The sequence below is a fragment of the Arthrobacter sp. KNU40 genome (genome assembly GCF_051515115.1).
Taxonomy (GTDB): Bacteria; Actinomycetota; Actinomycetes; order Actinomycetales; family Micrococcaceae; genus Arthrobacter.
On the sequence record NZ_CP195850.1, the window covers coordinates 4,982,183 to 5,005,074 of the forward strand.

The window sequence follows — 22,892 nt, forward strand, 5'->3', positions numbered from 1 at the left end:
CTCCTAGCCGATGCCGGGGATGAGGGAAATGAGCAGGTCGATGAGCTTGATCCCGATGAAGGGAGCTATGAGCCCGCCGAGGCCGTAGATGGCCAGGTTCCTGGCCAGCGCCTGGTTTGCCGAGACAGCGCGGTACTTGACGCCGCGCAGGGCGAGCGGAACCAGGGCGATGATGATCAAGGCGTTGAAGATCACCGCGGACAGGATGGCCGAGGACGGCGATGCCAGGCCCATGATGTTCAAGAGGCCGAGCCCCGGAAACGCGCCCGTGAACAGCGCCGGAACAATTGCGAAGTACTTCGCGACGTCGTTGGCGACCGAGAACGTGGTCAGGGCGCCGCGGGTGATGAGCAGCTGCTTGCCGATGCCCACAATGTTGATGAGCTTGGTGGGGTCCGAGTCCAGGTCCACCATGTTGGCGGCTTCCTTGGCTGCCGGCGTGCCCGAGTTCATGGCCACTCCGACGTCCGCCGCGGCCAGCGCGGGGGCATCGTTGGTGCCGTCGCCGGTCATGGCAACCAGCCGGCCTTCGGCCTGTTCTTCCTTGATGACGGCCATCTTGTCTTCCGGGGTGGCTTCAGCAACGAAGTGATCCACCCCGGCTTCGGCGGCGATCGCCTTCGCCGTAATGGGGTTGTCACCCGTGATCATCACGGTCCTGATGCCCATCTTCCGTAGTTCCGCGAAGCGGGCGTGCATCCCGGGCTTGACCACGTCGGCGAGGTGGATGGTGCCCAGGACCCGGGCTCCGCCGTCGTGCCCGACGCCGGCCACCAACAGCGGGGTGCCGCCCTGGGCAGAGATCTCCTGCACCTTGCGGTCGACCTCGGCGGGCGTGTGCCCGCCGGCGTCCGCCACGAACTTCGCGACGGCGGTTGCGGCGCCCTTGCGGATCTTCCGTCCGTCGAGATCCAGGCCGCTCATGCGCGTGCTTGCACTGAACTCGACAACTGCGAACTCTTCCGTGCCCTTCAAGAGAGCGGCCAGGTCCGGGCCGCCGAGGCCCTTTTCCGCCGCGAGGTCCACGATGGAGCGTCCCTCCGGCGTCTCATCGGCCAGGCTCGAGAGGCGGGCCGCCTCGATGAGTTCGGCTCGATCGACGTTGTTAGCGGGGAAGAAATTGACCGCGCGCCGATTGCCATAGGTGATGGTGCCGGTCTTGTCGAGTAGAAGCGTGGTGATGTCTCCGGCGGTCTCCACCGCGCGGCCGGATGTGGCCAGGACGTTGTGCTGCACCAAGCGGTCCATGCCTGCGATGCCGATGGCCGGCACCAGCGCCCCGATAGTGGTCGGGATCAGGCAGACAAGCAGCGCCACCAGGACAATCGGGGACGGCGTGGCCCCTGCCAGGGAAGCGAACGGCGCCAGGCTCACCGTGACCGCCAGGAACACGATGGTGAGGGAGACAAGGAGGACGTGGAGTGCGATTTCGTTGGGCGTCTTTTGCCGGACTGCGCCTTCCACGAGCTTGATCATCCTGTCGATGAATGTTTCGCCCGCCTCAGCCGTAATGCGGACGGCGATGCGGTCCGAAAGGACCTTGGTACCGCCGGTCACCGAGGAGCGGTCGCCGCCGGACTCACGGATCACGGGCGCCGATTCACCAGTGATGGTCGATTCATCCACGCTCGCCAGGCCTTCGATGATCTCGCCATCGGAAGGGATGACGTCCCCGGCTTCGCAAATGACGACGTCGTTCTTCCGCAGTTCCGTTCCCGGCACCTCCTTGAGGGTACCGTCGGCCTGGCGGAGCCTGGCGACAACGCCTTTCCTGCTGGCCCGAAGGCTGTCCGCCTGGGCCTTGCCCCGTCCCTCGGCAATGGCCTCCGAGAGGGTTCCGAAGAGCACCGTCAGCCAGAGCCAGGCTGTCACCGCAATGCCGAACACGGCGGGTTTGAGGATGCAAATGGCTGTGCAGAGAGCCGCCCCGACCAGCACGGTGAACATCACCGGAGAATGGATCATCTGCCGCGGCGCCAGCTTCCGTACTGCGACCGGCAGGGCGGTCCGGATGCTGGCAAGGTCCAGCTTGGCCGGCGCCTTGGTGTGGTGCTTGTGCTCCCCCGGTGTACCGAGGGGATTTCCGTCCGCGTAGGTCTGGGCGGCGGTGTCCGAGGCTAATGCCGTGTTGGACCGGGTCATTTGAGGAGTCCTTCTGCGAGGGGGCCCAAGGCAAGGGCCGGGAAGTAGCTCAAGGCGGTCATGATGACTGTGACGCTGAGCAAAAGGGAGCCGAAGAGCCAGCCATGGGTCGGGACGGTTCCGGAGGACGCCGGGATCCGGGGTTGTTTCGCCAGGGAACCAGCCAAGGCCAGCACTAGCACGATCGGCAGGAAGCGGCCCAGCAGCATGGAGATTCCAAGCATGGTGGACAAGTATGGGCCCGAGGTGGTGATCCCGGCGAAGGCCGAGCCGTTGTTGTTGGCTCCGGAGGTGAAGGCGTAGAGCACTTCGCTGAATTGGTGTGGTCCGGAGGCAGGTGCGTTGGCCACGGCGTCCGGAAGCAGGACCGTGACTCCGGCCGTGGCCAGCACGACGACGGGCGTAACCAGGATGTACATGGCTGCCAGCTTCATTTCCCGGGGCCCGACTTTCTTGCCCAGGAATTCCGGTGTGCGGCCCACCATGAGACCGGCGATGAACACGGAGACAATCGCGAGTACGAGCAGGCCATAAAGCCCCGACCCCGTACCGCCGGGGGCTACTTCGCCGAGCATCATGTTGACCATGGCCACCCCGCCAGCAAGTGGCGGCAGGGAATCATGGGCAACGTTGATTGCCCCCGTGGAAGTCAAGGTAGTGGCCGTGGCAAAGATCGAACTCTGGGCCGCGCCGAAGCGCTGCTCGAAGCCCTCGCCCAGACCGCCCGCCACTGCGGTTGCCGTCCCTTGCGCGCCGGCAACGGCCCAACCCATCAGCATCGTGGACGCCAGCCAGAGCGTGCCCATGACGCCAACGACGGTGTACCCCTGCCGCTGGTCCCCGACCATGCGGCCATAGGCGTACGGCAACGCGGAAGGAATGAGCAGGATCAAGAAGACCTGGAACAGGCTGATGAAGACGTTCGGGTTCTCGAACGGATGGGCCGAATTCGCGTTGAAGTAGCCGCCGCCGTTGGTGCCGAGGATCTTGATGGCTTCCTGGGAGGCTACCGGCCCGCCGGGGATGGTCTGGGTGACACCTGTTGCTTGGTTGACGACGTCGGTAGACCAGAAATTCTGCACGACGCCGCCAATCACCATCACGACGGCCGCAAGCGCGGCCATGGGGAGCAGTACACGGGACGAGGTGCGGGCCAGGTCCACCCAGAAATTCCCCAGCCTGTCCGTCCGGGTGCGCGCGATGCCGCGGATCAGGGCGACCACCACCACGATTCCGACGGCGGCAGAGAGGAAGTTCTGCACGGCCAGCAGGCACATTTGCACGAAGATGCCCATGGTGGTCTCAGGGGTGTACGTCTGCCAATTGGTGTTCGTGGCGAAGGAGATGGCCGTGTTCATGGCCGTCCAAGGATCTACGCCGGGGAGGGAATTGTTCCCGGGCAGGACGCCTTGGAGCCGCTGGAGGAGGAACACCACCAGGATGGACACGGCAGAGAAGACCAGGACGCTGCGTAGGTAGATCGACCAGCTCTGTTCAGCGCCCGCATCCACTCCGGCCAACCTGTAGAACAGCCGCTCCACACGGGTTGACTTCTTGCCCTCAAACACGCGGGCAAGGTAGACGCCCAGCGGCTTGTGCACCAAGATCAGCAGCAAAAGCAGAACGGCCACCTGGGTGACAAAGGAGGCAATACTGAAGACCATCCGGAATCACCACTTTTCCGGGTGGATCAAGACGGCCAGCAGGTAGCCGAACAGACACAGGCCTGCAATGAACAGGACCAACCACATCACGGCGTCCGCGCTCACTGCCCGTTCACCGGCCCATCGCCGTCGACGATTTTGCCCAGAAGGTGGGCAATCCACATCACGATCCCCATCGACACCACGAAGATCCCCACAACAGCCACGTCGGCCACTGGAACGTCCTTTCATCCGTGCCCCGTTTGCGGGGCTGATGTCAGTCAACTCTCTGGCAGCCGGCGAAAATCGGTTCCTGATGGTTCCTTAACACGGCAGGGCCGAATCTTGACGGCTTCTTAACAGGTGCGGGTGGATTCCGGGAAGTCGACGTTAAGGATTCATCAAGATCGGCTTCAACCAGCGAAAACACCTGTAGTCGGTGCTATCTTCAGCAATGATCGCGGTGCCTGCGCGTCGCGCGGAAAGGACACCATGACTACATTGAGCAGGCCGCCGGCCGACCCTTCGGCACCACGGCCCGGGGGCATGGCCTCCTTGCGGACATGGCTGTTGTTCGGACTGCAGGACTCCAAAGGATCACACCAAGGCCCCGGAGCGGTGGGCGATCCCCACCTGAAGAAGCATTCGTGGTGGCAGGTCATGTGCCTCACCGGCGTCGACTATTTCTCCACCCTCGGCTACCAGCCCGCCATCGCAGCCTTGGCTGCGGGAGTGATCTCCCCCTTGGCCACCATCGTCCTGGTGGCCGTCACGCTGCTGGGCGCCCTGCCGGTGTACCACCGCGTCGCGGGGGAAAGCCACCGCGGCGAGGGATCCATCGCCATGCTTGAGCGCCTCTTGCCTCGCTGGGGAGGAAAGCTCCTGGTTCTCGTTCTCCTCGGGTTCGCGGCGACGGACTTCATGATCACCATGACCCTCTCGGCCGCAGACGCCACGGCGCACGCGATCCAAAATCCGCTCGCCCCGGGCTGGCTACAGGGACAGAACATCCTGGTTACGTTGTTCCTGCTGGCCCTGCTTGCCGCGGTATTCCTGCGCGGATTCAAGGAAGCCATTGGCGTGGCGGTGGTCCTCGTCATCGTCTATCTGGGCCTCAACGTCGTCGTCGTGTTCTCAACGTTTGTGGAAGTGTTCGCCCATCCGGTCGCTGTAGGCGACTGGTGGCATGAACTGTCGACGTCGCACGGAAACCCCTTCATGGTGGTCGGCATCGCGCTACTCGTTTTCCCCAAACTCGCCTTGGGCCTGTCCGGTTTCGAGACCGGAGTCGCCGTGATGCCCCAGATCCGCGGACGCGCTTCGGACACCGAGGAAAACCCTGCCGGACGGATCAAGGGAACCCGCCGCCTCCTGACCACCGCGGCAGTCATCATGAGCTCATTCCTGATCGCTACCAGCTTCACCACCGTGGTGCTGATTCCGGAGAAGGAATTCCAGCCCGGCGGCCAGGCCGATGGACGTGCCCTCGCATTCCTCGCGCACCAATATCTCGGCGTGGGATTCGGCACTGTCTACGACCTCAGCACCATCGCCATCTTGTGGTTCGCCGGCGCCTCCGCCATGGCCGGTCTGCTGAACCTGGTCCCGCGGTACCTACCGCGATATGGAATGGCACCGGGATGGGCCCGGGCAGTTCGCCCCCTGGTGTTGGTGTTCACCCTCATCGGGTTCCTGATCACCTTTCTTTTCAACGCCGACGTCGACGCCCAGGGTGGCGCATACGCCACCGGCGTGTTGGTGCTGATGACATCGGCAGCCGTCGCGGTGACCCTCTCCGCGCGCCGCTTGAGGCAGCGCAAGCGCGTTGTCGGATTCGGCATCATCGCCCTCGTCTTCATCTACACAACAATTGCCAACATCTTCGAACGTCCCGAAGGCATCCGGATCGCCGCGATCTTTATCGTCGGGATCATTGTGATCTCCCTGCTTTCCAGGATCCGGCGCTCCTTTGAACTGCACGCCACCCACGTCCATCTGGACCGCCAGGCACTGGAATTCATGTCCACCAACCTGAGCGGCCCGATTGCGCTCATCGCCCACGAACCGCTCCGCCTCACCGCAGAGGCCTACCGGGACAAACTCACCTCAGCCATCGAGGTCAGCCACATTCCGGTGGATTACCAGGCCCTCTTCCTGGAAGTGATTGTGGACGATTCGTCCGACTTCGAAACCGCACTCGAAGTCCGTGGCGTGGTTCGGCACGGACACCAGATCCTTGAAGTGCACGGCCCCGTTGTCCCCAACACCATCGCCTCCGTGCTGCTGCACATCCGTGACGTGACCGGCCTCATGCCGCACATCTACTTCCGCTGGACCGAAGGCAACCCGGTCATCAACCTCCTTCGCTTCCTGTTCCTCGGCGAAGGGGAGATCGCCCCGGTCACCCGTGAAGTCCTGCGTGAAGCCGAACCCGATGTCAGCCGGCGCCCGTGGGTCCACGTCGGCTAAGTGTTGCCACACGGCGCCCGGATCGCGCTACTGTCAGGGCGCCCCGGGTGCTTCGCCGTTCGCTTCCGCCTCTATCCAGTCGACCGCCTTGTCCGAGAAATAGAACCCCGAAGACCCATTCCGACCAACCCACCACGCATCGGACGTAACGTCGCCTCCAACTTGGGTGATCTCGGCGACTACATCCGGGGACACCGCGTCGCCATTGTTCTCAATCAACCATTTCCGGGTGGACGGCTTCAGCTTCGGCCACCAGTGTTCGATACTCATGGCCGAAGTCTGCCATGACCGCCGCCAATGCTCGAGCCTTGCCCGTTAAGAGGATGCTAAATCTGCCCCTGCCGGCATATGGAAACTATTAAGATCCGGGAGACCGCCGTGTTCGGTGATCTGATGAAAAAGAGGAATCCATGGCCAACGGGGCCGTGGACGCGTCCTCCGCAGGAGATGAATTCACCATGAAGCGCATTGCCTTGACCAAGGTCACGGTGCCCGATGACACAGTCCCGGGCACGCGTCCGCAAGACTATGTCGTGGTCGATGACATCGGCGAGTTCACCTATTACCCGTCCGAGGCGGCGATGCTGGAAGACCTCGAGTACGTGGACGAAGCAGCTTGCGTCCTTGACCGGGAAGGCAATGACTGCCGCCTCACCTTGGATAAGGACAGGAACCTTTGCCTTGGCCCATCGTTCGGGCGGGTGGAATTCAGCTGGCTCCGCCAGGCATGGGTGAACGACCGGCACCGGAATCTGCCGGCGCATCGTTTGCAGCGCTTCTTCCCGGCAACCGGCGAGGCCCTTGTGGCGGAATTGTTTGACACCTTGACCCTCGAACGCGCCCGCAGTGCCGCTGGGACACCGTGGGTGCTGGACGTAGATGGAGAAGAAACGCATCCGGCGACGTTGAGGGACATCGATGGGCTACTCGCGGGGCTGGATCACCTTGAACAGGCCACGGTGCGGGACCCTTTCGGCCATGAATACCGGCCAGTCCGCCACCAGACACACCGGCACCTCGCCCCAGGCGCGGGATCAATCTACTACGTCGAGATCCACCCTCGCGGGCGGGGGCTCCAGCAGTCGGGCGTCCAGCACTGAGGCCCACCCGCGCGATGGTAAGCCTCCGAACGGTACGTGGTGGCCGATGAGGTCGGTGACTTCTCGTACTATCCGTCCGAGGCCGCCATGCTTTTCGGCCAACAACCACAACGACTCCCCCGCTACAACAGTGTGTTTAGGAAGAGCGCCGGCAGGGCTGGTTTTTTGTTCGGCAGCGCGGAGTTCTCGCCGGGGGCTTTCGTGGTCAGTGGCGCGGAGACGTGGGTCTCGGAGTGAAGTGCCGGTGTTGCTGCTTGTACGGCCGGGGCGGATCCCTGCGACCATGATCAGTGCCGTGGGGATGCCGACGACGAGCACCAGCAGGTCAGGCTACGTCCCACAAAGATGGCACTCTTCATCTCGCACTCCCCCTAGCGTCCGTACCTGTTGATGTAGTCCGCCATCCCCGGGACGGTGAAGGCAAGACATCCGCGGCGCGGCGTGTAAACAAGACCTGCCTGTATGAGCGATTGCCGCGGCGTTCAGTGCCGCAAGATCGTCCTTGGGCGCCTCCAGCAGCTCGTCCACAGCAAGAAGCACCCCGGTGCCGGCGGCCCGGCGGCAAGACCCAGAGACTCAAGCATTTCGGCGACATCCGTGGAAAGTTGGCCGCTGTCCGCCTTTCCGGCAGCTGCCTGGACGTCGAACCCGAATCCATAAACACCGGCGGGGTCCACCTTGATCTGGAAGGACCGGAACACGGAATAGGTCTCTTTGAACGCCTGCTTGACCTTCTCGGACACCGTCGCCGCCTTACGGAGTGCGACATAAATTTCCTTGGCGAGCTGAACAGCCAACGGCTGATTACCGGAAGCTTCAAGCTTGACGACAACCCAACCAGCGTCAACCGCGTTACGTCCACACTGGTTCAACAACACAGTCTTCCCCACACCCCGGAGTCCGGAAATAATCCACGGCCGCTCACCCTCACCGCTCCCCGCCATCGAGCCAAGAACGCCCATGAAGTCGGAAAGCACGGCTGAACGCCCAACCAGCTCAGGGGGTACCCGGCCCGCACCGGGCCGAAAAGGATTCGGAGTATTCAGAATCATAAATCCCGCCCTATCCACCTTTATCCAAAGATCAAGATAATTTCGGATAGTACGAACATGTTCTTGAGCGCATTCGCCATGCGCTTAGGGTGGTAAGGCATCGCGCGAAATGAAGGACTGAACCGGGCCTAGCTCGGGCAGGCCAAGTCTCAGAACCCCGGCAGCCACCACGGGCATGCGCCGAGGAGATCCGCTCAGCAGGGAGGCCGGTCGCGTCGCAGATCAGGCCCTACACGCTGGTGATCTTGCCGTCCCACTCGCCGCCGGCCGGGACGGAGGCGTGCTGGTGGATCAGTTCCCAGCCGTTCTCACGCCGCTCGAAGCAGTCGGTCTGCCGGGTCATGACGTGCTTGGTGGAGCCGTTCTTGAGCACGATGTTCGTACTCTGCACCGTGCAGACGATGCCCATGTCCACGTTGACCTTCGCGTCCAGTTCGAGGATCTTGACGTTGCAGGACTCGAAGTTGGCGAAGGTGTCGTCGAACAGCTTGCGCGCCGGTGGGACGCCCCTGGACGCGAACGGGGGGATGTCGAACCACAGCACGTCGGACGCCCAGTGCCGGGTGCTCTGCGCACCGGTCATCGACGCCGCCATCTCGCGGACGATGGCAATGATGGCTTCCTTGTCCTGCTCGGTCGTCGTCATGACTTTGCTCCCTTCATCTCGCGGCCCTGATCGGCCGCTACGGACAACCCTGCGGCGTGCCCCGAGGAGAGGTGCAAGACCCGCGCGCGCCCGTGTATCTCCCCTTGGGGGAGATGGCACAGTGGAAGGCATGAACGCGACACTGCCGATCGGGGACTTCGCAAGGGCCACGCACCTGAGCGTGAAGACGCTGCGCTATTACCACCAAGTGGGCCTGCTGGAACCGGACGAGGTGGACCGGCGCACCGGCCACCGGTACTACACCACCGCGCAGATCCCGACCGCGCAGATCATCCGCCGCTTCCGCGCCCTGGACATGCCGGTCGAGCAGATCTCCAAGGTGCTGGCCGCCCCCGACCTCGACACCCGCAACGCGCTGCTGGCCGCGCACCTGAACCAGATGGAGCGGGAGTTGGCGCGCAGCCAGTCTGCGGTCGCCTCGCTGCGCGACCTGCTTACCCGCACGCCGGGCGGCACCCGCGCCGAGATCGGGCGCCGGAGCGTTCCGGCCACGCCGGCGGCTTCGATCACCGAGACGGTGGACGTCGCCGAGGCGTTGACCTGGTACCAGGGTGCGCTCGGTGAGATCTACGCGACGCTCGACGCCCAGGGCTTGGCCGCCGACGCGCCGGCTGGCGGGATCTTCAGTACCGACCTGTTCACCCACGGGCGCGGAGCGGCGACGATCTTCGTGCCTTGCGCCGGACCGCTGCACCCCATGGGTCGGGTCGACGCGCTGGTCATCCCGGCGGTCGAGTTGGCGACGATTGTGCACCGCGGCCCGCATACGAATATCGACCTGGCTTACGGAGCCCTCGGCACGTACGTCGCTGAACATGCCCTCGCCGTGGACGGCCCGATCCGCGAGTACTACCCCGTTGGGCGCCACGAGAGCGCAGAGGCGGCCGAGTGGCGGACAGAGATCTGCTGGCCGATCTTCCACACCGGACCGTCGCCCGACGGACCCGCAGCGCGCACGCACGAAGGCGGCGATGGTTAGAGGGCGCAGATGGCACTCGGAACCTGCGGCGCTGAACGCGCCGACACCGGCGATATCGAAACTCCGGGGAGCTACCAGCAGGCGCGCCGCACCCGCCACCGCTTGCGGGGCCTACGAGCATGCGGACGTTCCGGTGAGCACAGGATTGGGTTCCGCATTTGAGATGTCAGCGAGTGAGCGCGTGGATGCAGGTCCCGTTCGGCTTTCGTCAGGGCAGCAGCCACCGACGCATCACGCCTAGGTTGTCCACGTCGAGGCCGTAACGGCGCTGCACCTGATCGCGGATCATTTCCTCGGTTGGGCTTGAAGATGTGAGCGCGCGTCGGCGAAAACACCCCCAAAAGTGAGCGAGGATCGGGAGGGACATGCCTACGCCGGCGGCGCCGTGGATTCGCGGACCACTAGGTGCGTAGCGAGCTCCACCCGCCGCGAGTCCACCGCGTCACCCCGCATTTGGCGTAGGACGAATCGCAAGGCGGCGCGGCCCATCTCCTGCAGCGGCTGGGATACGGACGTCAGCGGAGGGACCGATTCCTCCGCTTGGTAGGTTCCGTCGAATCCCACCACGCTGATGTCCTCCGGGATGCGGATCTTTTGCCGACGCGCCTCGGCGAGTACGCCCAAGGCGATGCTGTCGCTTGCAGCGAAGATTGCCGTTGGGCGCTCTTCGAGTTGAAGCAGCGTTTTCATTCCCGCCACCCCGTTCTCGGAGCGGAAGGGTCCCGACAGGATGTAGCGCTCCTCGACGGGCACCCCTTTCGCCATCAGCGCCGCCATGTAGCCGTGCAGCCGGGCCTGGTTGCACTCGGCCGCTTCCGGCCCGCCCAGATAGGCGATCCTGCGGTGCCCTAGATCGAGCAGGTGGGCCGTTGCGGCCTTGCCTCCGGCCCAATTGCTGGCACCGACGCTGACCACGTCACCCGGCGGCGGGTTGAGCGGGTCGATGACAACAATTGGTATCTGCCGCCGTCGAAATGGATCCAATTGTGCCGAGCTGAACGCTGAGGTCACCACGATCATGCCGCTGCGGCCTTCGTCGACGATCCGCTGCGCCCGTTGCTCGAGGCTCAGCTTCGACGCCGATTGCTGGCCGGTGATGTTGAGCAGGACTTCGACGTCGGAGGCGGCCGCGTGCTCCAACACGCCATTGAGCACTTCCACTCCATACGCCGAATTCAGGGTGTCGAAGACAACCTCCACCACGGGCCGGCGGCTGGCTGTGTTCTTTCGCTGAAGCGGCGACTTGTATCCCGTCCGCTCCAAAGCGGTCAGAACTTTGGCACGTGTATCAGCCGCAACGTCCTCGCGCCCATTGACCACCTTCGAGACGGTCGGCATCGAGACGCCCGCTTCCCGGGCGATCGCGGCCAATGTCACCTTGGCGGGACTTTCGCTGCTGGCCATGGATCCTCAACTCTTTCGAAATGTTTCGTTGACCTAAGTCTGAGCGGCGAGGCCAGCAGAGTCAATCGCCATTTCGTAAAAGAGTTGAACTTTATGTCTGATTTGCCTTGACGGTGACCCACACCACAGCTAAATTTGCCTAACGGACCGAAAATATTGTCGAAATATTTCGAAGATTCGGATCAAGCATATTCAGCGGCAGTGCAGCCTCGCTCCCCGAAGGCCGGACTCCCGAAACCAATAGCCGGGCAATCAGCGTCGAGCCCGGAGGACGAATGGAATTGCAAATGCTAAAACTCACGTTGCGCTCAGCGGCGATCGCCGCCACTGCTGCGGCCGTATCGATCTCCCTCGCAGCTTGCGGATCAGGTGGACCGGCAAGTTCAGCAGGAAACGCCGATTCGGCCACCATGTGGGGCCTTACGGGCGGTAACCAGCCCGTACTTCAGAAGTCCATTGATGCATGGAACAAAGCCCACCCGGACGAGACCGTCAAGCTCGACTTCTTCGCGAACGACGCGTACAAGACCAAGGTGCGCACCGCCGTCGGCGCCGGCCAGGGACCCACCTTCATTTACGGTTGGGGCGGCGGCGTCCTGAAGTCCTATGTCGACGCCGGCCAGGTGGCCGACCTGTCGGACTTCGTAGCGTCAAACCCGGATGTCAAGAACCGCTACCTGCCGTCCGTGCTCAAGAACGGCGTGATCGGCGGCAAGACGTATGCCCTGCCAAACAACAACGTGCAGCCCGTCGTTCTGTACTACAACAAGGAAGTCTTCGACAAGATCGGCGCGCAGGCCCCCAAGACCTGGGACGAGCTGATGGCATTGGTGCCGAGGTTCAAGGCTGCAGGAATCGCTCCCTTCTCCCTGGGCGGCCAGTCCAAATGGCCTGACCTGATGTGGCTCGAATACCTGGTGGAGCGCATCGGCGGACCCGATGTCTTCGCGAACATCGCCGCCAACAAGCCCGGCGCCTGGTCCGATCCGGCCGTCAAGGAAGCCCTGAGCAAGATCCAGAACCTGGTGGACGCCGGCGGATTCGCCAACGGCTTCTCCTCCATCGCGGCCGACAGCAACGCGGACCAGGCCCTCCTCTACACCGGCAAGGCCGCCATGATCCTGCAGGGTGGCTGGATTTACCAGAGCATGAAGAAGGACGCCGCGGACTTCGTCAAGAACGGCAAGCTGGGCTACGTCACCTTCCCCGCCGTTTCCGGCGGCAAGGGCGATCCGGCCAACGTCGTGGGCAACCCCTCCAACTTCTGGTCGATCTCTTCCAAGGCAACTGACAGCCAGAAGAAAGCTGCACTCGACTACGTCAAGAGCGGCATGTTCACCGACGCCGACACGCAATCCTTGATCGACTCCGGAGCCGTTCCCGTGACCACGGGCATCGAAAGCAAGCTGGCCGCATCGCCGGACAAGGACTTCCTGAGCTACGTGTACGGCATGGCCAAGAACGCCCCCAGCTTCACCCTCTCTTGGGACCAGGCCCTCAGCCCCGCCCAGGGAGACGCCATGTTGGCGAACCTGGACCAGATCTTCCTCAAGAAGATCAGCCCCGATCAGTTCGTCTCAACCATGAACGCCACGATCGGAAAATAACCAGTGTCTACCTCAACCGGTTCTTCCCGGCGGGTCCTTGAAAAGGGCCCGTCGGGGTGGCTGGCCGCTCCAGCCCTCGTCTTCTTCCTCCTCTTCGCCATCATCCCGCTCTTCGGCGTGCTCTTCCTCAGCTTCACCAAATGGGACGGGCTGGGCGAAATCAAGCTGGACGGCTTGTCGAGCTGGACCACGGTCCTGACTGATCCCGTCACCGGCAATGCGCTGTGGGTGACCGCCAAGATCATGTTCTTCTCGTTCATCGTCCAGGCTCCCATCAGCTTGCTCCTCGGAGTCTTCACGTCCGCATCCCAGAAATACCGCGCGGCCCTCGCCGTCCTCTACTTCGTGCCGCTGCTGCTGTCCTCCGCGGCCGTCGCCATCGCTTACAAGGCCCTTTTGGACCCGAACTTCGGCCTTGGCCCGGGCCTGGGCCTCCCATTCCTGGCCCAGGACTGGCTCGGCAACTCGGATCTGGTGCTGTTCGTCGTCGTCTTCGTGATCGCCTGGCAGTTTGTTCCGTTCCACACGCTCATCTACCAAGGCGGCGTGCGCCAGATCCCGGTGTCGCTGTATGAAGCGGCCCAAATCGACGGCGCCGGGCGCGTCCAGCAGTTCTTCGCCATCACCTTGCCCCAGTTGAAGTACACCATCATCACGTCCTCCACCCTCATGGTGGTCGGCTCACTTGCCTACTTCGATCTCGTCTTCGTCCTCACGGGCGGAGGCCCCGGCTACTCCACGCGGCTGCTTCCGCTGCACATGTACCTGACCGGCTTCAAGGCCAACGACATGGGAGCGGCGAGCGCCCTGGGCGTCATCCTCGTGGTGATCGGCCTTGCCCTGGCCCTCCTCCTGCAAAGACTCGGTGGCAAGAACCGCAACGCAAGCCAATTGGAAGGTGCCTGATGGCTTCCACGACCCAGATTCCTGCACCGCCGGCAAGGCGCACCGCGCTAAGCAACAAGCAAGGCCGCAAGCATGGCCTCGGAGCAAACCGGACCAAGGGGCCCGGCCGACTCCGTCCCAATTACCTGGGCGGCCTGGGCGGCTGGCTTTGGCTGGCGATCATCATCGTTCCCATCTACTACGTGGTGGTGACCAGCCTGAAGAACCAAGCCGGGTTCTTCACCTCGAACCCGATGATGCCGCCCACCGAGCCGACCCTCGACAACTACAAGTTGGTCCTGGACAACGACTTCGCGATGTACTTCGCCAACAGCCTGATCGTCACAGTGGGCAGCGTTGTACCGGCACTCTTTGTCTCGTTCATGGCCGCCTACGCGATCGTCCGGGGCAAGGGCCGGTTCCTGGCGTGGACGAACAACACGTTCCTCCTAGGCCTGGCGATTCCCCTGCACGCCACGATCATCCCCATCTATTGGATGATCACGAAGGCTCATCTCTATGACACTTTGTTGGCGTTGATCCTCCCCTCCATCGCGTTCGCCATTCCCATCTCCGTCCTTATCCTGAGCAACTTCATGCGCGACGTTCCCAACGAGTTGTTCGAGTCCATGCGGCTCGACGGCTGCTCGGACTGGGCCATGATGTGGCGCCTCGCGCTGCCCATGACGCGGCCGGCAGTCGTGACCGTGGGCATTTACAACGCCCTCGGAGTCTGGAACGGCTTCCTTTTCCCGCTGATCCTGACCCAGAGCCCGTCCACTCGCGTGCTTCCGCTGTCTTTGTGGACCTTCCAGGGCGAATTCAGCGTCAACATCCCCGCCGTGCTGGCTTCCGTGGTGCTCGCAACCCTTCCGCTGCTGGTCATCTATGTGGTGGCCCGCCGCCAGCTGCTCAGCGGGCTGACCGCCGGATTCAGCAAATAGCCAACGCTCTTTTGAAATTCACGAAAGGAAACTCAATGACCACCGCAAAGCCCTTACGCGTCGGCATGGTCGGCTACGCGTTCATGGGTGCCGCCCACTCCCACGCCTGGCGGACAGCGCCGCGGTTCTTCGAGCTCCCGCTGGACCCCCAGCTCACCGCGCTTTGCGGCCGGAACGACGACGGCGTCCGGGCCGCCGCGGGCAAGCTCGGCTGGGGATCCGTGGAGACTGATTGGCGCCGGCTCCTCGAACGGGACGACATTGACCTCATCGACATCTGCACCCCGGGCAACACGCACGCCGAGATCGCCATCGCGGCCCTTGAGGCCGGTAAGCACGTGCTCTGCGAAAAGCCCCTGGCCAATTCGGTGGCGGAAGCGGAGCGCATGACCGAAGCCGCCCAGGCCGCGGCGGAACGCGGAGTGTTCTCGATGTGCGGCTTCAGCTACCGCCGCACTCCCGCGTTGGCCCTCGCCAAGCGGATGGTCGAGCAGGGCCGTTTGGGAAACATCCGGCACGTGCGGGCGCAGTACCTGCAAGACTGGCTTAGCGACGAAAACGCGCCCATGACCTGGCGGCTGGACAAGTCCAAGTCCGGGTCCGGTTCCTTGGGCGACATCGGAGCGCACAGCATTGACGCCGCTCAGTGGGTCACCGGGCAGCACATCTCGGGCGTGTCCGCGCTCCTGGAGACGTTCGTCCACGAGCGGCCGCTGGCCGGCGACCTCGTGGGCCTCGGCGGTCACGGCGACGTCGGCGCGGATGCGCCGCGCGGCACGGTCACCGTCGATGACGCCGCCATTTTCACCGCAAGGTTCGACGGCGGCGCTACTTCCGCGGGCGCCGTCGGGGTTTTCGAGGCCACCCGTTTCGCGCTCGGACGGAAGAACGCCATGCGAGTGGAGGTCAACGGGACGAAGGCATCCCTTGCGTTCGACTTCGAAGAGATGAACGTCCTGTCCTTCTACGACGCCGCCGAATCCCCCGACGCCGGTTTCCGCCGGATCTTCGTCACCGAACCCGAGCACCCCTACGCCGGAAATTGGTGGCCCACAGGGCATGGCCTCGGATACGAACACGGCTTCACGCACCAAGTGGTGGACCTCGTGACGGCGATCGGCGCAGGAGAGCAGCCCTCGCCGTCGTTCGCTGATGCCCTGCAGGTGCAAAAGGTGCTGGCCGCCGTGGAAGGCAGCGCCGCAGAGTCCAGCCGCTGGCAGAAAGTCTAGGAGGGAACCCCCATGACAAGACCCATCACACTGTTCACCGGCCAGTGGGCCGATCTGCCCTTCGAAGAGGTCGCACGGCTTGCCGGCGAGTGGGGCTTCGACGGGCTGGAAATCGCCTGCTGGGGCGACCACCTCGACCCCTACCGGGCCTCCACTGACGACAGCTACGTCCAGGAACGCCTCGACATCCTCGACAAGAACGGCCTGAAGGTCTTCGCGATCGCCAACCACCTCACGGGCCAGGCCGTGTGTGACGAACCTATCGATGAGCGCCACCGGGACATCCTCTCCGATGAAGTCTGGGGCAACGGTGAAGCCGAAGGGGTGCGCCGACGCGCTGCAGAGGCAATGAAAGTGACGGCACGGGCCGCGGCACGCCTCGGCGTCAAGACCGTCACGGGATTCACGGGCTCCTCCATCTGGAAAGCAGTGGCCATGTTCCCGCCCGCCTCGGAGGCGATGATCGAGCGTGGCTACCAGGATTTCGCGGACCGCTGGAACCCGATCCTCGACGTGTTCGACGAGGTGGGAGTCCGCTTCGCCTTGGAAGTCCACCCCTCCGAGATCGCCTACGACTACTGGACCGCAAAGCGCGCCCTGGAAGCTGTAGGCCATCGGGAGAGCTTCGGGTTGAACTTCGATCCGTCCCACTTCATCTGGCAGGACCTGGATCCGGTGATGTTCCTCCAGGATTTTGCGCCGAAGATCTTCCACGTGCACGTCAAGGAATCCATCCGCCAGCTCAACGGCCGCAACGGCCGGCTTGGATCCCATCTTCCATGGGCGGATCCGCGGCGGGGCTGGGACTTCGTCACCGCAGGCCATGGGGACGTGAAGTGGGAGCCGATCTTCCGGACTCTCAATGCCATCGGCTACGAGGGGCCAACCAGCGTCGAGTGGGAAGACGCGGGTATGGACCGGCTCGTCGGGGCGCCGCAATCCTTGGCCATGGTTCGGGAACTCGCCGCTATCGCCCCGCCCGTCGCCGCATTCGACGCGGCATTCTCAATCCGCTGACCGTTCGTTTTATCCAGCCTTATTTCTCAGCAAAGGAAACCATGACTGACAAGAAGACCGCCCTGGTGGTCCGTGGCGGCTGGGATGGCCATCAGCCATTCGAGGCCACAGAACTCTTTATCCCGTTCCTCAAGGACAATGGCTATGACGTCCGCGTGGAGGAATCCCCCAAGGTATATGCCGATTCGGCATATATGTCCGGGGTGGACTTGATCGTGCAATGCGTGACCATGTCCACGATTGAAAAGGACGAGTTCGAGGGGCTCCGCACCGCCGTCGAAAACGGCACCGGGCTTGCCGGCTGGCACGGCGGCATCGCCGATTCCTACCGGAACAACTCGGATTACCTGCACATGATCGGCGGCCAGTTCGCCTGCCACCCGGGCAAACACCCGGACGAACGCATCGGCGAGCAGTCCGACAACTACGTGCCATACACAGTGAATATGCTCCCGAGTGCCGCGAGCCATCCCATCACGCAGGGCATCGGCGATTTCGAGCTGGTAACCGAGCAGTACTGGGTCCTCTCGGACGACTACATCGACGTCCTCGCCACCACCACCCAGAAGGTCCGCGAATGGGACCAGTGGAACCGGGAAGTCACCTCACCCGCCATCTGGACCAGGCAGTGGGCCGAAGGCCGGATCTTCGTTTGCACCCCGGGACACCGGGTGGAAATCCTTCAGGACAGCAACGTCCGCACGATCATCGAAAGGGGCATGCTTTGGGCAACCCGATAGACACAGCCAAGCCAATAAAAGTAGGAATCATTGGCTGCGGCGCCATCATCGCCCAGTACCTCAAAAACTTCCGCCGGCTGGAGGCTATCGACCTGGTGGCCGTGGCGGATCTCGATCCCGCGCGCGCTCAGGCGGTCGCGGATTCTTACGAGGGCGTCCGTGCGGTGACCGTTGACGAACTCCTGGCGGCGGACGACGTCGAGCTCGTCCTGAACCTCACCATTCCGGCCGCGCATGCGCCGATCGCTTTGAGGGCGATCGCCGCCGGCAAGAGTGTGTATGGGGAAAAGCCGCTCGCTGCGACGACCGCCGAGGCACGGCAAGTGCTCGACGCCGCGAGGAAGGCCGGCGTCGTGGTCGGCTGCGCGCCGGATACGGTGCTCGGTACCGGGATCCAGACCGCACGCAAAGCGATCGACGACGGTCTGATCGGTGCGCCGATCTCGGCCACGGCAACCATGGTGACGCCGGGACACGAGCGCTGGCACCCCAACCCGGATTTCTACTACCAACCCGGCGGCGGACCGCTGCTGGACATGGGCCCCTATTACGTGAGTGCCCTGGTCACGTTGCTGGGCCCGGTAGTCTCGGTCATCGGAGCAGCAAGCCACACACGGAACTCGCGCACCATCGGTTCGGGCCCGCGCGAGGGAGAGTTGATTCCGGTGACCATCGATTCGCACGTGACCGGCGTCCTGGTCCATGCCTCCGGCGCCCTGTCCACGCTTGTGATGAGCTTTGATGCGGTGAAAACCAAGTCGCCCAACCTCGAGATCCACGGTGCGGCAGGGTCCCTGGTGGTTCCTGATCCGAACCACTTCGACGGCGACGTTGAGCTTTTCACCCTCGGCGCCGACTCCTGGCAGACGCTTCCGGTCTCGGCCGGTTACATCGATTCGGGCCGGGGCTTCGGCATCGCCGACCTCGCGGCAACCCCGGCTGGCGTCGAACCACGTGCTGGTGGCCAACTGGCATTCCATGCGCTGGAGGTCATGGAATCTGTGTTGGCATCCGCCCGCAGCGGCTCAGCGGTGTCGATCGAAAGCACGGTTGCTCGGCCGGAACTCGTGGAACTGACCGCCTTGGCTGCCCCGCTCGCGGAGGTTCAGGGAATCAGTTCGTAGGCCTGGCTCAATATTCTCCGGACTGAGGTTGCCGCGGCGCCCCTGAGGGCCCCCGTCTGCCCCAGTCCGGAGACCGCCAGCTTTCCTTCCGGGATCAGCCCGGGCGCGTGGTGGTCCAAGCTCCGGCGCAGTGCGGGAGCGATCCATTCCTCCAGTACGGCGAAATGACCGCCGAGCACGACGGCGGAAATGTTCGCCACGCGCGCCGTGGATGCAACCGCGATTCCGAGGTAGTGCCCGGCCTGTTCCACCGCTGACACGGCGCGCTCATCGCCGTCGGCAAGGCGGCTGAGCAAGTGGTCCATTTGCTGGGAGCTTGAATCCCGATCTATTCTCAAAGCGGAATATATGGCGTCTTGGCCCGCGAACGTCTCAAGGCAACCATGGCCGCCGCAGGCGCACAACGGGCCGTCGGGATGTACCACCACATGGCCGATCTCACCTGCATGGCCTCCCGGGCCGGCGAACAGTTGGGAATCGATGATCAGCCCGCCACCAACACCCACTTCGCCGGAGATGTACAGGAAATCCCGGAACCGCTCGCTTTTGCCGTGATCCGCGCCGTGGCCAAACCAGAGTTCCGCGAGCGCTGCGCTATTGGCCTCGTTCGAGAGGGAGACTCCGAAGGGGGCTTCGGGCAGGAGCTTGGGCAGCTCTTCGGAGAGCTCGACGTCGGCCCAGCCCAGGTTTGGCGCGGCCAGCACCCGGTTGTGTTCCGTATCCACCAACCCAGGCACGGTCAGTTCCCCACCAAGAAGTTCGACGCCGTCGGCCGCCGCCTTCGTTGCCGCCCGCTGCGCCATGGCGACGAGGAGCGGCAGGATATCGGACGGTAAGCTTCCACGGTTGTGCCGTTCAATGCTTTCGTGGAAGGTCAGTTCCCCCGCGAAATCCAAGACTCCCACCGCGAGGTAGTCCACATTGATTTCTGCGGCCAAGGCACCGCGGGCCGGATTGAGGACAAGGCCGGTTCCGGGCCGTCCACGTTCGCCGTCGCGGGTGACACTTGTTTCCCGCACCAGGCCGGATTCGAGTAAGTCGGTGACGAGGCTTGAAACGGAAGCCTTCGTCAGGCCGCTTTCCGCGGCAAGCTGGGCGCGCGTGGCCCCGCCGTTCCCCTGGATCCCTGCGAGGACGAGAGCAAGGTTCTGCCTGCGGACATCGCCCACTCTTCCGGGCGACGGCGTGGCGGACATGTTTCCTCCGGGATCCTGATTGACAAGGTGATCTCCATCATCATTCAGTGATCCGAGGTTGCGGGCCATTTGGACCGTGCCGCGCGGCTTGGCGATGGATCCTGCGCCGGGACCGCGGGGAGCCTCCCCTAGTCCGCCGGGTAGCTGATTCCCGCTTGGCTGCGCGCTTCATCCAGCAGGGACATCGTGGTCAAGGTATCTGCCAGCGGCATCGTGGGGCTCTCGAGAAGGCCCTGCTGCAGGCAGCGGATCACTTCGCGCAACTGGTATGTGTAGCCACGGCCGGCCAGGATGAATTTCTCCACCCGCTGCTCGCCTGAGCTGGAGGTAATGGCCAGTTCGGTCGGATTAAACAGCGGGGCGTTGCATCGGAGCATCCCCTTCGTGCCGCATACGGTGGCCGTTTGCGGGGTCGCCGCGGTCAACGAGGTCATGGCCTGGACCTGGGCTCCGGAAGGGTAGGACAAGGTCAGCGCGGTCTCGGAATCCACTCCGCCATCGGCGACATGGGCCGTGGCCGTGATCGACTGGGGGCGTCCCAGGCTGATCAGTGCCCACGTCAAGGGATAAACCCCCACGTCCATCAAGGCGCCTCCCCCGTCTTCGCGCTTCCACAGCCGCGATTCGGGATGGTGCGGCGCTGGAAATCCGAGGTCAGCTTGCAGCCACCGGATCTCGCCGAGTTCGCCGGATGCGATGATTTCCGCCGCCCGTTGCACGCTGGGCAGGAACCGGGTCCACACTGCCTCCATCAGGAACAGGTTCTTCTCCCGGGCCAGCCTGACCAGATCTGCTGCTTCACGGGAGTTGATGGTCAACGGCTTCTCGCACAACACGTGCTTCCCGGCTTCGAGGGCAGCTTTCGCCACGGAGTAGTGGCTCGCGTGCGGAGTTGCCACATACACAACGTCTACGGCGGGGTCCTGGAGCAAACGCTGATAACCCGGAAGCCCGTCGTCGTCACCGTAGGCGCTCTGGAAGCCGTGCTCGGCGGCGAACGCCTCCGCGTTTTCCTGGTTCCTGGAACTCACGGACTGCAGGACGGCGTCGGGCAGCAGCGCGAGGTCGCTGACGACGGTGGAGGCGATCCGTCCGGTGGAAATGACTCCCCACCGGACGGCATCGCCCGATGCAGGCACCGGGTCTTGATTCAGGGAATCCAGAAGCGGTGTCCTGACGAGCAGCGGTTCAGTTGCCGGTGTCAACGCGGGCACTGACCTTCCTGTAGTTCTGCCCGATCGAAGCTCGGAAATCCGGCTCGGGTGTGGCGTCCAGGGCAACGGGCCAGTCCGGGCGGAACCCGGCGAGCGCCCATGCCGCCTGCACTGCTGCCCCCCGCGCAACGTATTCACCCGGACTCGGAACCACCACCGGCAAGTCGAACACCTGGGCCGCGATCCGTTGGACAGCAGGGTTCTGCACGGCACCCCCGATCAGCAGCAACCGTTCCGCGCGGCCGCCCTGGGCACGCAGCGCGTCCAGACCTCCGGCGAGTCCACAAAGCATGCCTTCGATGGCCGCCCGGGCGATATTCGACCGGGTGGTAGAGGCGATGCTGAGCCCATGGAAGCTGGCTTTCGCGTGCGGCAGATTGGGGGTTCGTTCCCCTTCGAAATACGGCACCAGCACCACACCTCCCGCACCAGGTTCGGCTTCCAAGGCGAGCCGGGAAAGCCCGTCGAAGTCGACGTCGAGCACTGCGGCAACTGAGCTGAGCACACGGGCGGCGTTCAGCGTCACTGCGATGGGCAAGTACTCCCCGCTCGCATCCGCGAATCCCGCCACGGTCCCGCTCGCATCATGTCCGGGTGAGGAGTCGACGGCAAACACCGTACCGCTTGTGCCCACCGACACGACGACGTCGCCGGGTTTGGCTCCGAGTCCCAGCGCCGCGGCGGCGTTGTCCCCCGCCCCGACACCGAGCAGGATTCCGCCACCCAGCGCCTCGCTTGCGCCGGTGCCACCGAAACACGCCGGGTGCACGCGGCCTGCGGTTTCGCCCGGACCCAGCACCCGGGGAAGAACGACGACGCCGGGCGCCGCCGTCGCCGACCCGCCCGAGGCTTCCCGGGCGTCCTGGCCGAACGCCAATTTGAACAAGTCCAGATCGTAGCGTCCGGTCAGTGGGCTCCAGTAACCGGTGCCGCTGGCGTCCGAGCGGTCACTGGTGAGCTCGTCCAGGTCCGGCCCCAACGGGCTGGAGTCCGCCGGGCCGTAACCGCGGAGACGCCACGTGAGCCAGTCGTGAGGGAGCGCGACGGCGGCCACCCTCGCCATGCTTTCGGGTTCGTGGTCCCTGATCCAGCGGATCTTCGTGATCGTGAACGAAGCCACTGGCACCAGCCCGGTCCGCCGGGCGAAGTCCTCCACCCCTACTTCTGCGGTGAGGTCTTCCGCCGAGCCGGCCGAGCGCGTGTCGTTCCACAGCAAGGCTGGCCGCACCACATTGCCGTCGCGGTCCAGCAGCACCATCCCGTGCTGCTGGCCCCCTACGGACACTGCCTTGACATCGGCGAGGCCGCCGGCGTCGTCGAACGCTGCGGACAGAGCCTGCCACCACTCGTCGGGATGGACTTCCGTTCCCTCCGGGTGGCTCGCCCGGCCCGAACGCACGAGCGCACCGCTTTCCGCGTCCAGGACCACCACTTTGCAGCTTTGAGTAGAGGAATCAACCCCGGCAACAAGGTTCAAGGA

General features: G+C 64.0%; 20 protein-coding genes. 10 read left to right on the plus strand and 10 right to left on the minus strand.

The features are described from left to right. Positions 1 to 3 precede the first annotated feature (3 nt). The 3 genes from kdpB to ACSKT0_RS23260 are packed head-to-tail and all read right to left on the minus strand — an operon-like array spanning position 4 to position 3,893. A complete protein-coding gene (gene kdpB, locus ACSKT0_RS23250; protein WP_437771832.1) occupies positions 4 to 2,142 on the minus strand; it encodes a potassium-transporting ATPase subunit KdpB in 2,139 nt (712 codons plus the stop codon). Then, a complete protein-coding gene (gene kdpA, locus ACSKT0_RS23255) occupies positions 2,139 to 3,806 on the minus strand; it encodes a potassium-transporting ATPase subunit KdpA (RefSeq protein ID WP_437771833.1) in 1,668 nt (555 codons plus the stop codon). The genes kdpB and kdpA overlap by 4 nt, the downstream gene beginning before the upstream one ends. Before the next feature lie 6 nt (positions 3,807 to 3,812). Continuing rightward, on the minus strand, positions 3,813 to 3,893 hold the full coding sequence (locus ACSKT0_RS23260) for a potassium-transporting ATPase subunit F (RefSeq protein WP_231497388.1): 81 nt from the start codon (positions 3,891 to 3,893) through the stop codon (positions 3,813 to 3,815). 384 nt (positions 3,894 to 4,277) lie between these two features. Here ACSKT0_RS23260 and ACSKT0_RS23265 point away from each other — a divergent pair, with 384 nt between their 5' ends. Next, a complete protein-coding gene (locus ACSKT0_RS23265; RefSeq protein ID WP_437771834.1) occupies positions 4,278 to 6,254 on the plus strand; it encodes an amino acid transporter in 1,977 nt (658 codons plus the stop codon). A 33-nt stretch (positions 6,255 to 6,287) separates the two neighbouring features. Here the strand turns inward: ACSKT0_RS23265 and ACSKT0_RS23270 are convergent, their stop codons facing one another. Further along, positions 6,288 to 6,524: a hypothetical protein gene (locus ACSKT0_RS23270; RefSeq protein ID WP_437771835.1), complete on the minus strand. Its 237-nt coding sequence runs from the start codon at positions 6,522 to 6,524 to the stop codon at positions 6,288 to 6,290. A gap of 140 nt (positions 6,525 to 6,664) precedes the next feature. Between ACSKT0_RS23270 and ACSKT0_RS23275 the strand changes: the two genes are divergently transcribed. Further along, positions 6,665 to 7,354 (plus strand): hypothetical protein, encoded by a 690-nt coding sequence (locus ACSKT0_RS23275; RefSeq protein WP_437771836.1) that lies wholly within the window; start codon positions 6,665 to 6,667, stop codon positions 7,352 to 7,354. A gap of 482 nt (positions 7,355 to 7,836) precedes the next feature. Here the strand turns inward: ACSKT0_RS23275 and ACSKT0_RS23280 are convergent, their stop codons facing one another. Together ACSKT0_RS23280 and ACSKT0_RS23285 are read right to left on the minus strand one after the other, a co-directional pair. Further along, positions 7,837 to 8,331 (minus strand): hypothetical protein, encoded by a 495-nt coding sequence (locus tag ACSKT0_RS23280; RefSeq protein WP_437771837.1) that lies wholly within the window; start codon positions 8,329 to 8,331, stop codon positions 7,837 to 7,839. 304 nt (positions 8,332 to 8,635) lie between these two features. After that, positions 8,636 to 9,052, minus strand: coding sequence for a YybH family protein (locus ACSKT0_RS23285; protein ID WP_437771838.1), 417 nt, complete (start codon positions 9,050 to 9,052; stop codon positions 8,636 to 8,638). Positions 9,053 to 9,182: 130 nt separating this feature from the next. On the opposite strand from ACSKT0_RS23285, the gene ACSKT0_RS23290 reads away from it, so the two are divergent. After that, entirely contained in the window at positions 9,183 to 10,052 is an 870-nt protein-coding gene (locus tag ACSKT0_RS23290; protein WP_437771839.1) for a MerR family transcriptional regulator, read from the plus strand. A gap of 369 nt (positions 10,053 to 10,421) precedes the next feature. On the opposite strand, the gene ACSKT0_RS23295 is transcribed toward ACSKT0_RS23290, so the two are convergent. Continuing rightward, the gene (locus ACSKT0_RS23295) at positions 10,422 to 11,456 is read right to left on the minus strand and encodes a LacI family DNA-binding transcriptional regulator (RefSeq protein WP_236813675.1); all 1,035 of its coding nucleotides are present in this window, start codon (positions 11,454 to 11,456) and stop codon (positions 10,422 to 10,424) included. A gap of 287 nt (positions 11,457 to 11,743) precedes the next feature. On the opposite strand from ACSKT0_RS23295, the gene ACSKT0_RS23300 reads away from it, so the two are divergent. From ACSKT0_RS23300 to ACSKT0_RS23330, 7 genes are read left to right on the plus strand one after another with little or no spacing between them, the layout of a single operon-like run. After that, positions 11,744 to 13,063 (plus strand): extracellular solute-binding protein, encoded by a 1,320-nt coding sequence (locus ACSKT0_RS23300; protein ID WP_437771840.1) that lies wholly within the window; start codon positions 11,744 to 11,746, stop codon positions 13,061 to 13,063. Positions 13,064 to 13,066: 3 nt separating this feature from the next. Then, the gene (locus tag ACSKT0_RS23305) at positions 13,067 to 13,969 is read left to right on the plus strand and encodes a carbohydrate ABC transporter permease (protein ID WP_437771841.1); all 903 of its coding nucleotides are present in this window, start codon (positions 13,067 to 13,069) and stop codon (positions 13,967 to 13,969) included. Next, entirely contained in the window at positions 13,969 to 14,892 is a 924-nt protein-coding gene (locus tag ACSKT0_RS23310) for a carbohydrate ABC transporter permease (protein WP_437771842.1), read from the plus strand. The genes ACSKT0_RS23305 and ACSKT0_RS23310 overlap by 1 nt, the downstream gene beginning before the upstream one ends. Positions 14,893 to 14,927: 35 nt before the next feature. Further along, complete coding sequence (locus tag ACSKT0_RS23315) at positions 14,928 to 16,121, plus strand: Gfo/Idh/MocA family protein (RefSeq protein ID WP_437771843.1); 1,194 nt, start codon at positions 14,928 to 14,930, stop codon at positions 16,119 to 16,121. Between the two features lie 12 nt (positions 16,122 to 16,133). Beyond that, entirely contained in the window at positions 16,134 to 17,138 is a 1,005-nt protein-coding gene (locus ACSKT0_RS23320) for a sugar phosphate isomerase/epimerase family protein (RefSeq protein ID WP_437771844.1), read from the plus strand. A 41-nt stretch (positions 17,139 to 17,179) separates the two neighbouring features. After that, on the plus strand, positions 17,180 to 17,878 hold the full coding sequence (locus ACSKT0_RS23325) for a ThuA domain-containing protein (RefSeq protein WP_437771845.1): 699 nt from the start codon (positions 17,180 to 17,182) through the stop codon (positions 17,876 to 17,878). Continuing rightward, positions 17,863 to 19,002 (plus strand): Gfo/Idh/MocA family protein, encoded by a 1,140-nt coding sequence (locus tag ACSKT0_RS23330; RefSeq protein WP_437771846.1) that lies wholly within the window; start codon positions 17,863 to 17,865, stop codon positions 19,000 to 19,002. Before ACSKT0_RS23325 ends, ACSKT0_RS23330 begins: the two co-directional genes overlap by 16 nt. On the opposite strand, the gene ACSKT0_RS23335 is transcribed toward ACSKT0_RS23330, so the two are convergent. The 3 genes from ACSKT0_RS23335 to xylB all read right to left on the minus strand — a co-directional run bounded on the left by ACSKT0_RS23335 (position 18,984) and on the right by xylB (position 22,889). Then, complete coding sequence (locus tag ACSKT0_RS23335) at positions 18,984 to 20,198, minus strand: ROK family transcriptional regulator (RefSeq protein WP_437771847.1); 1,215 nt, start codon at positions 20,196 to 20,198, stop codon at positions 18,984 to 18,986. The two genes, ACSKT0_RS23330 and ACSKT0_RS23335, sit on opposite strands and share 19 nt — an antisense overlap. A gap of 128 nt (positions 20,199 to 20,326) precedes the next feature. Then, positions 20,327 to 21,412, minus strand: a complete 1,086-nt coding sequence (locus ACSKT0_RS23340; protein WP_437771848.1) for a Gfo/Idh/MocA family protein — start codon at positions 21,410 to 21,412, stop codon at positions 20,327 to 20,329. Continuing rightward, the gene (gene xylB / locus ACSKT0_RS23345; protein ID WP_437774099.1) at positions 21,387 to 22,889 is read right to left on the minus strand and encodes a xylulokinase; all 1,503 of its coding nucleotides are present in this window, start codon (positions 22,887 to 22,889) and stop codon (positions 21,387 to 21,389) included. Before xylB ends, ACSKT0_RS23340 begins: the two co-directional genes overlap by 26 nt. Positions 22,890 to 22,892: the final 3 nt, after the last annotated feature.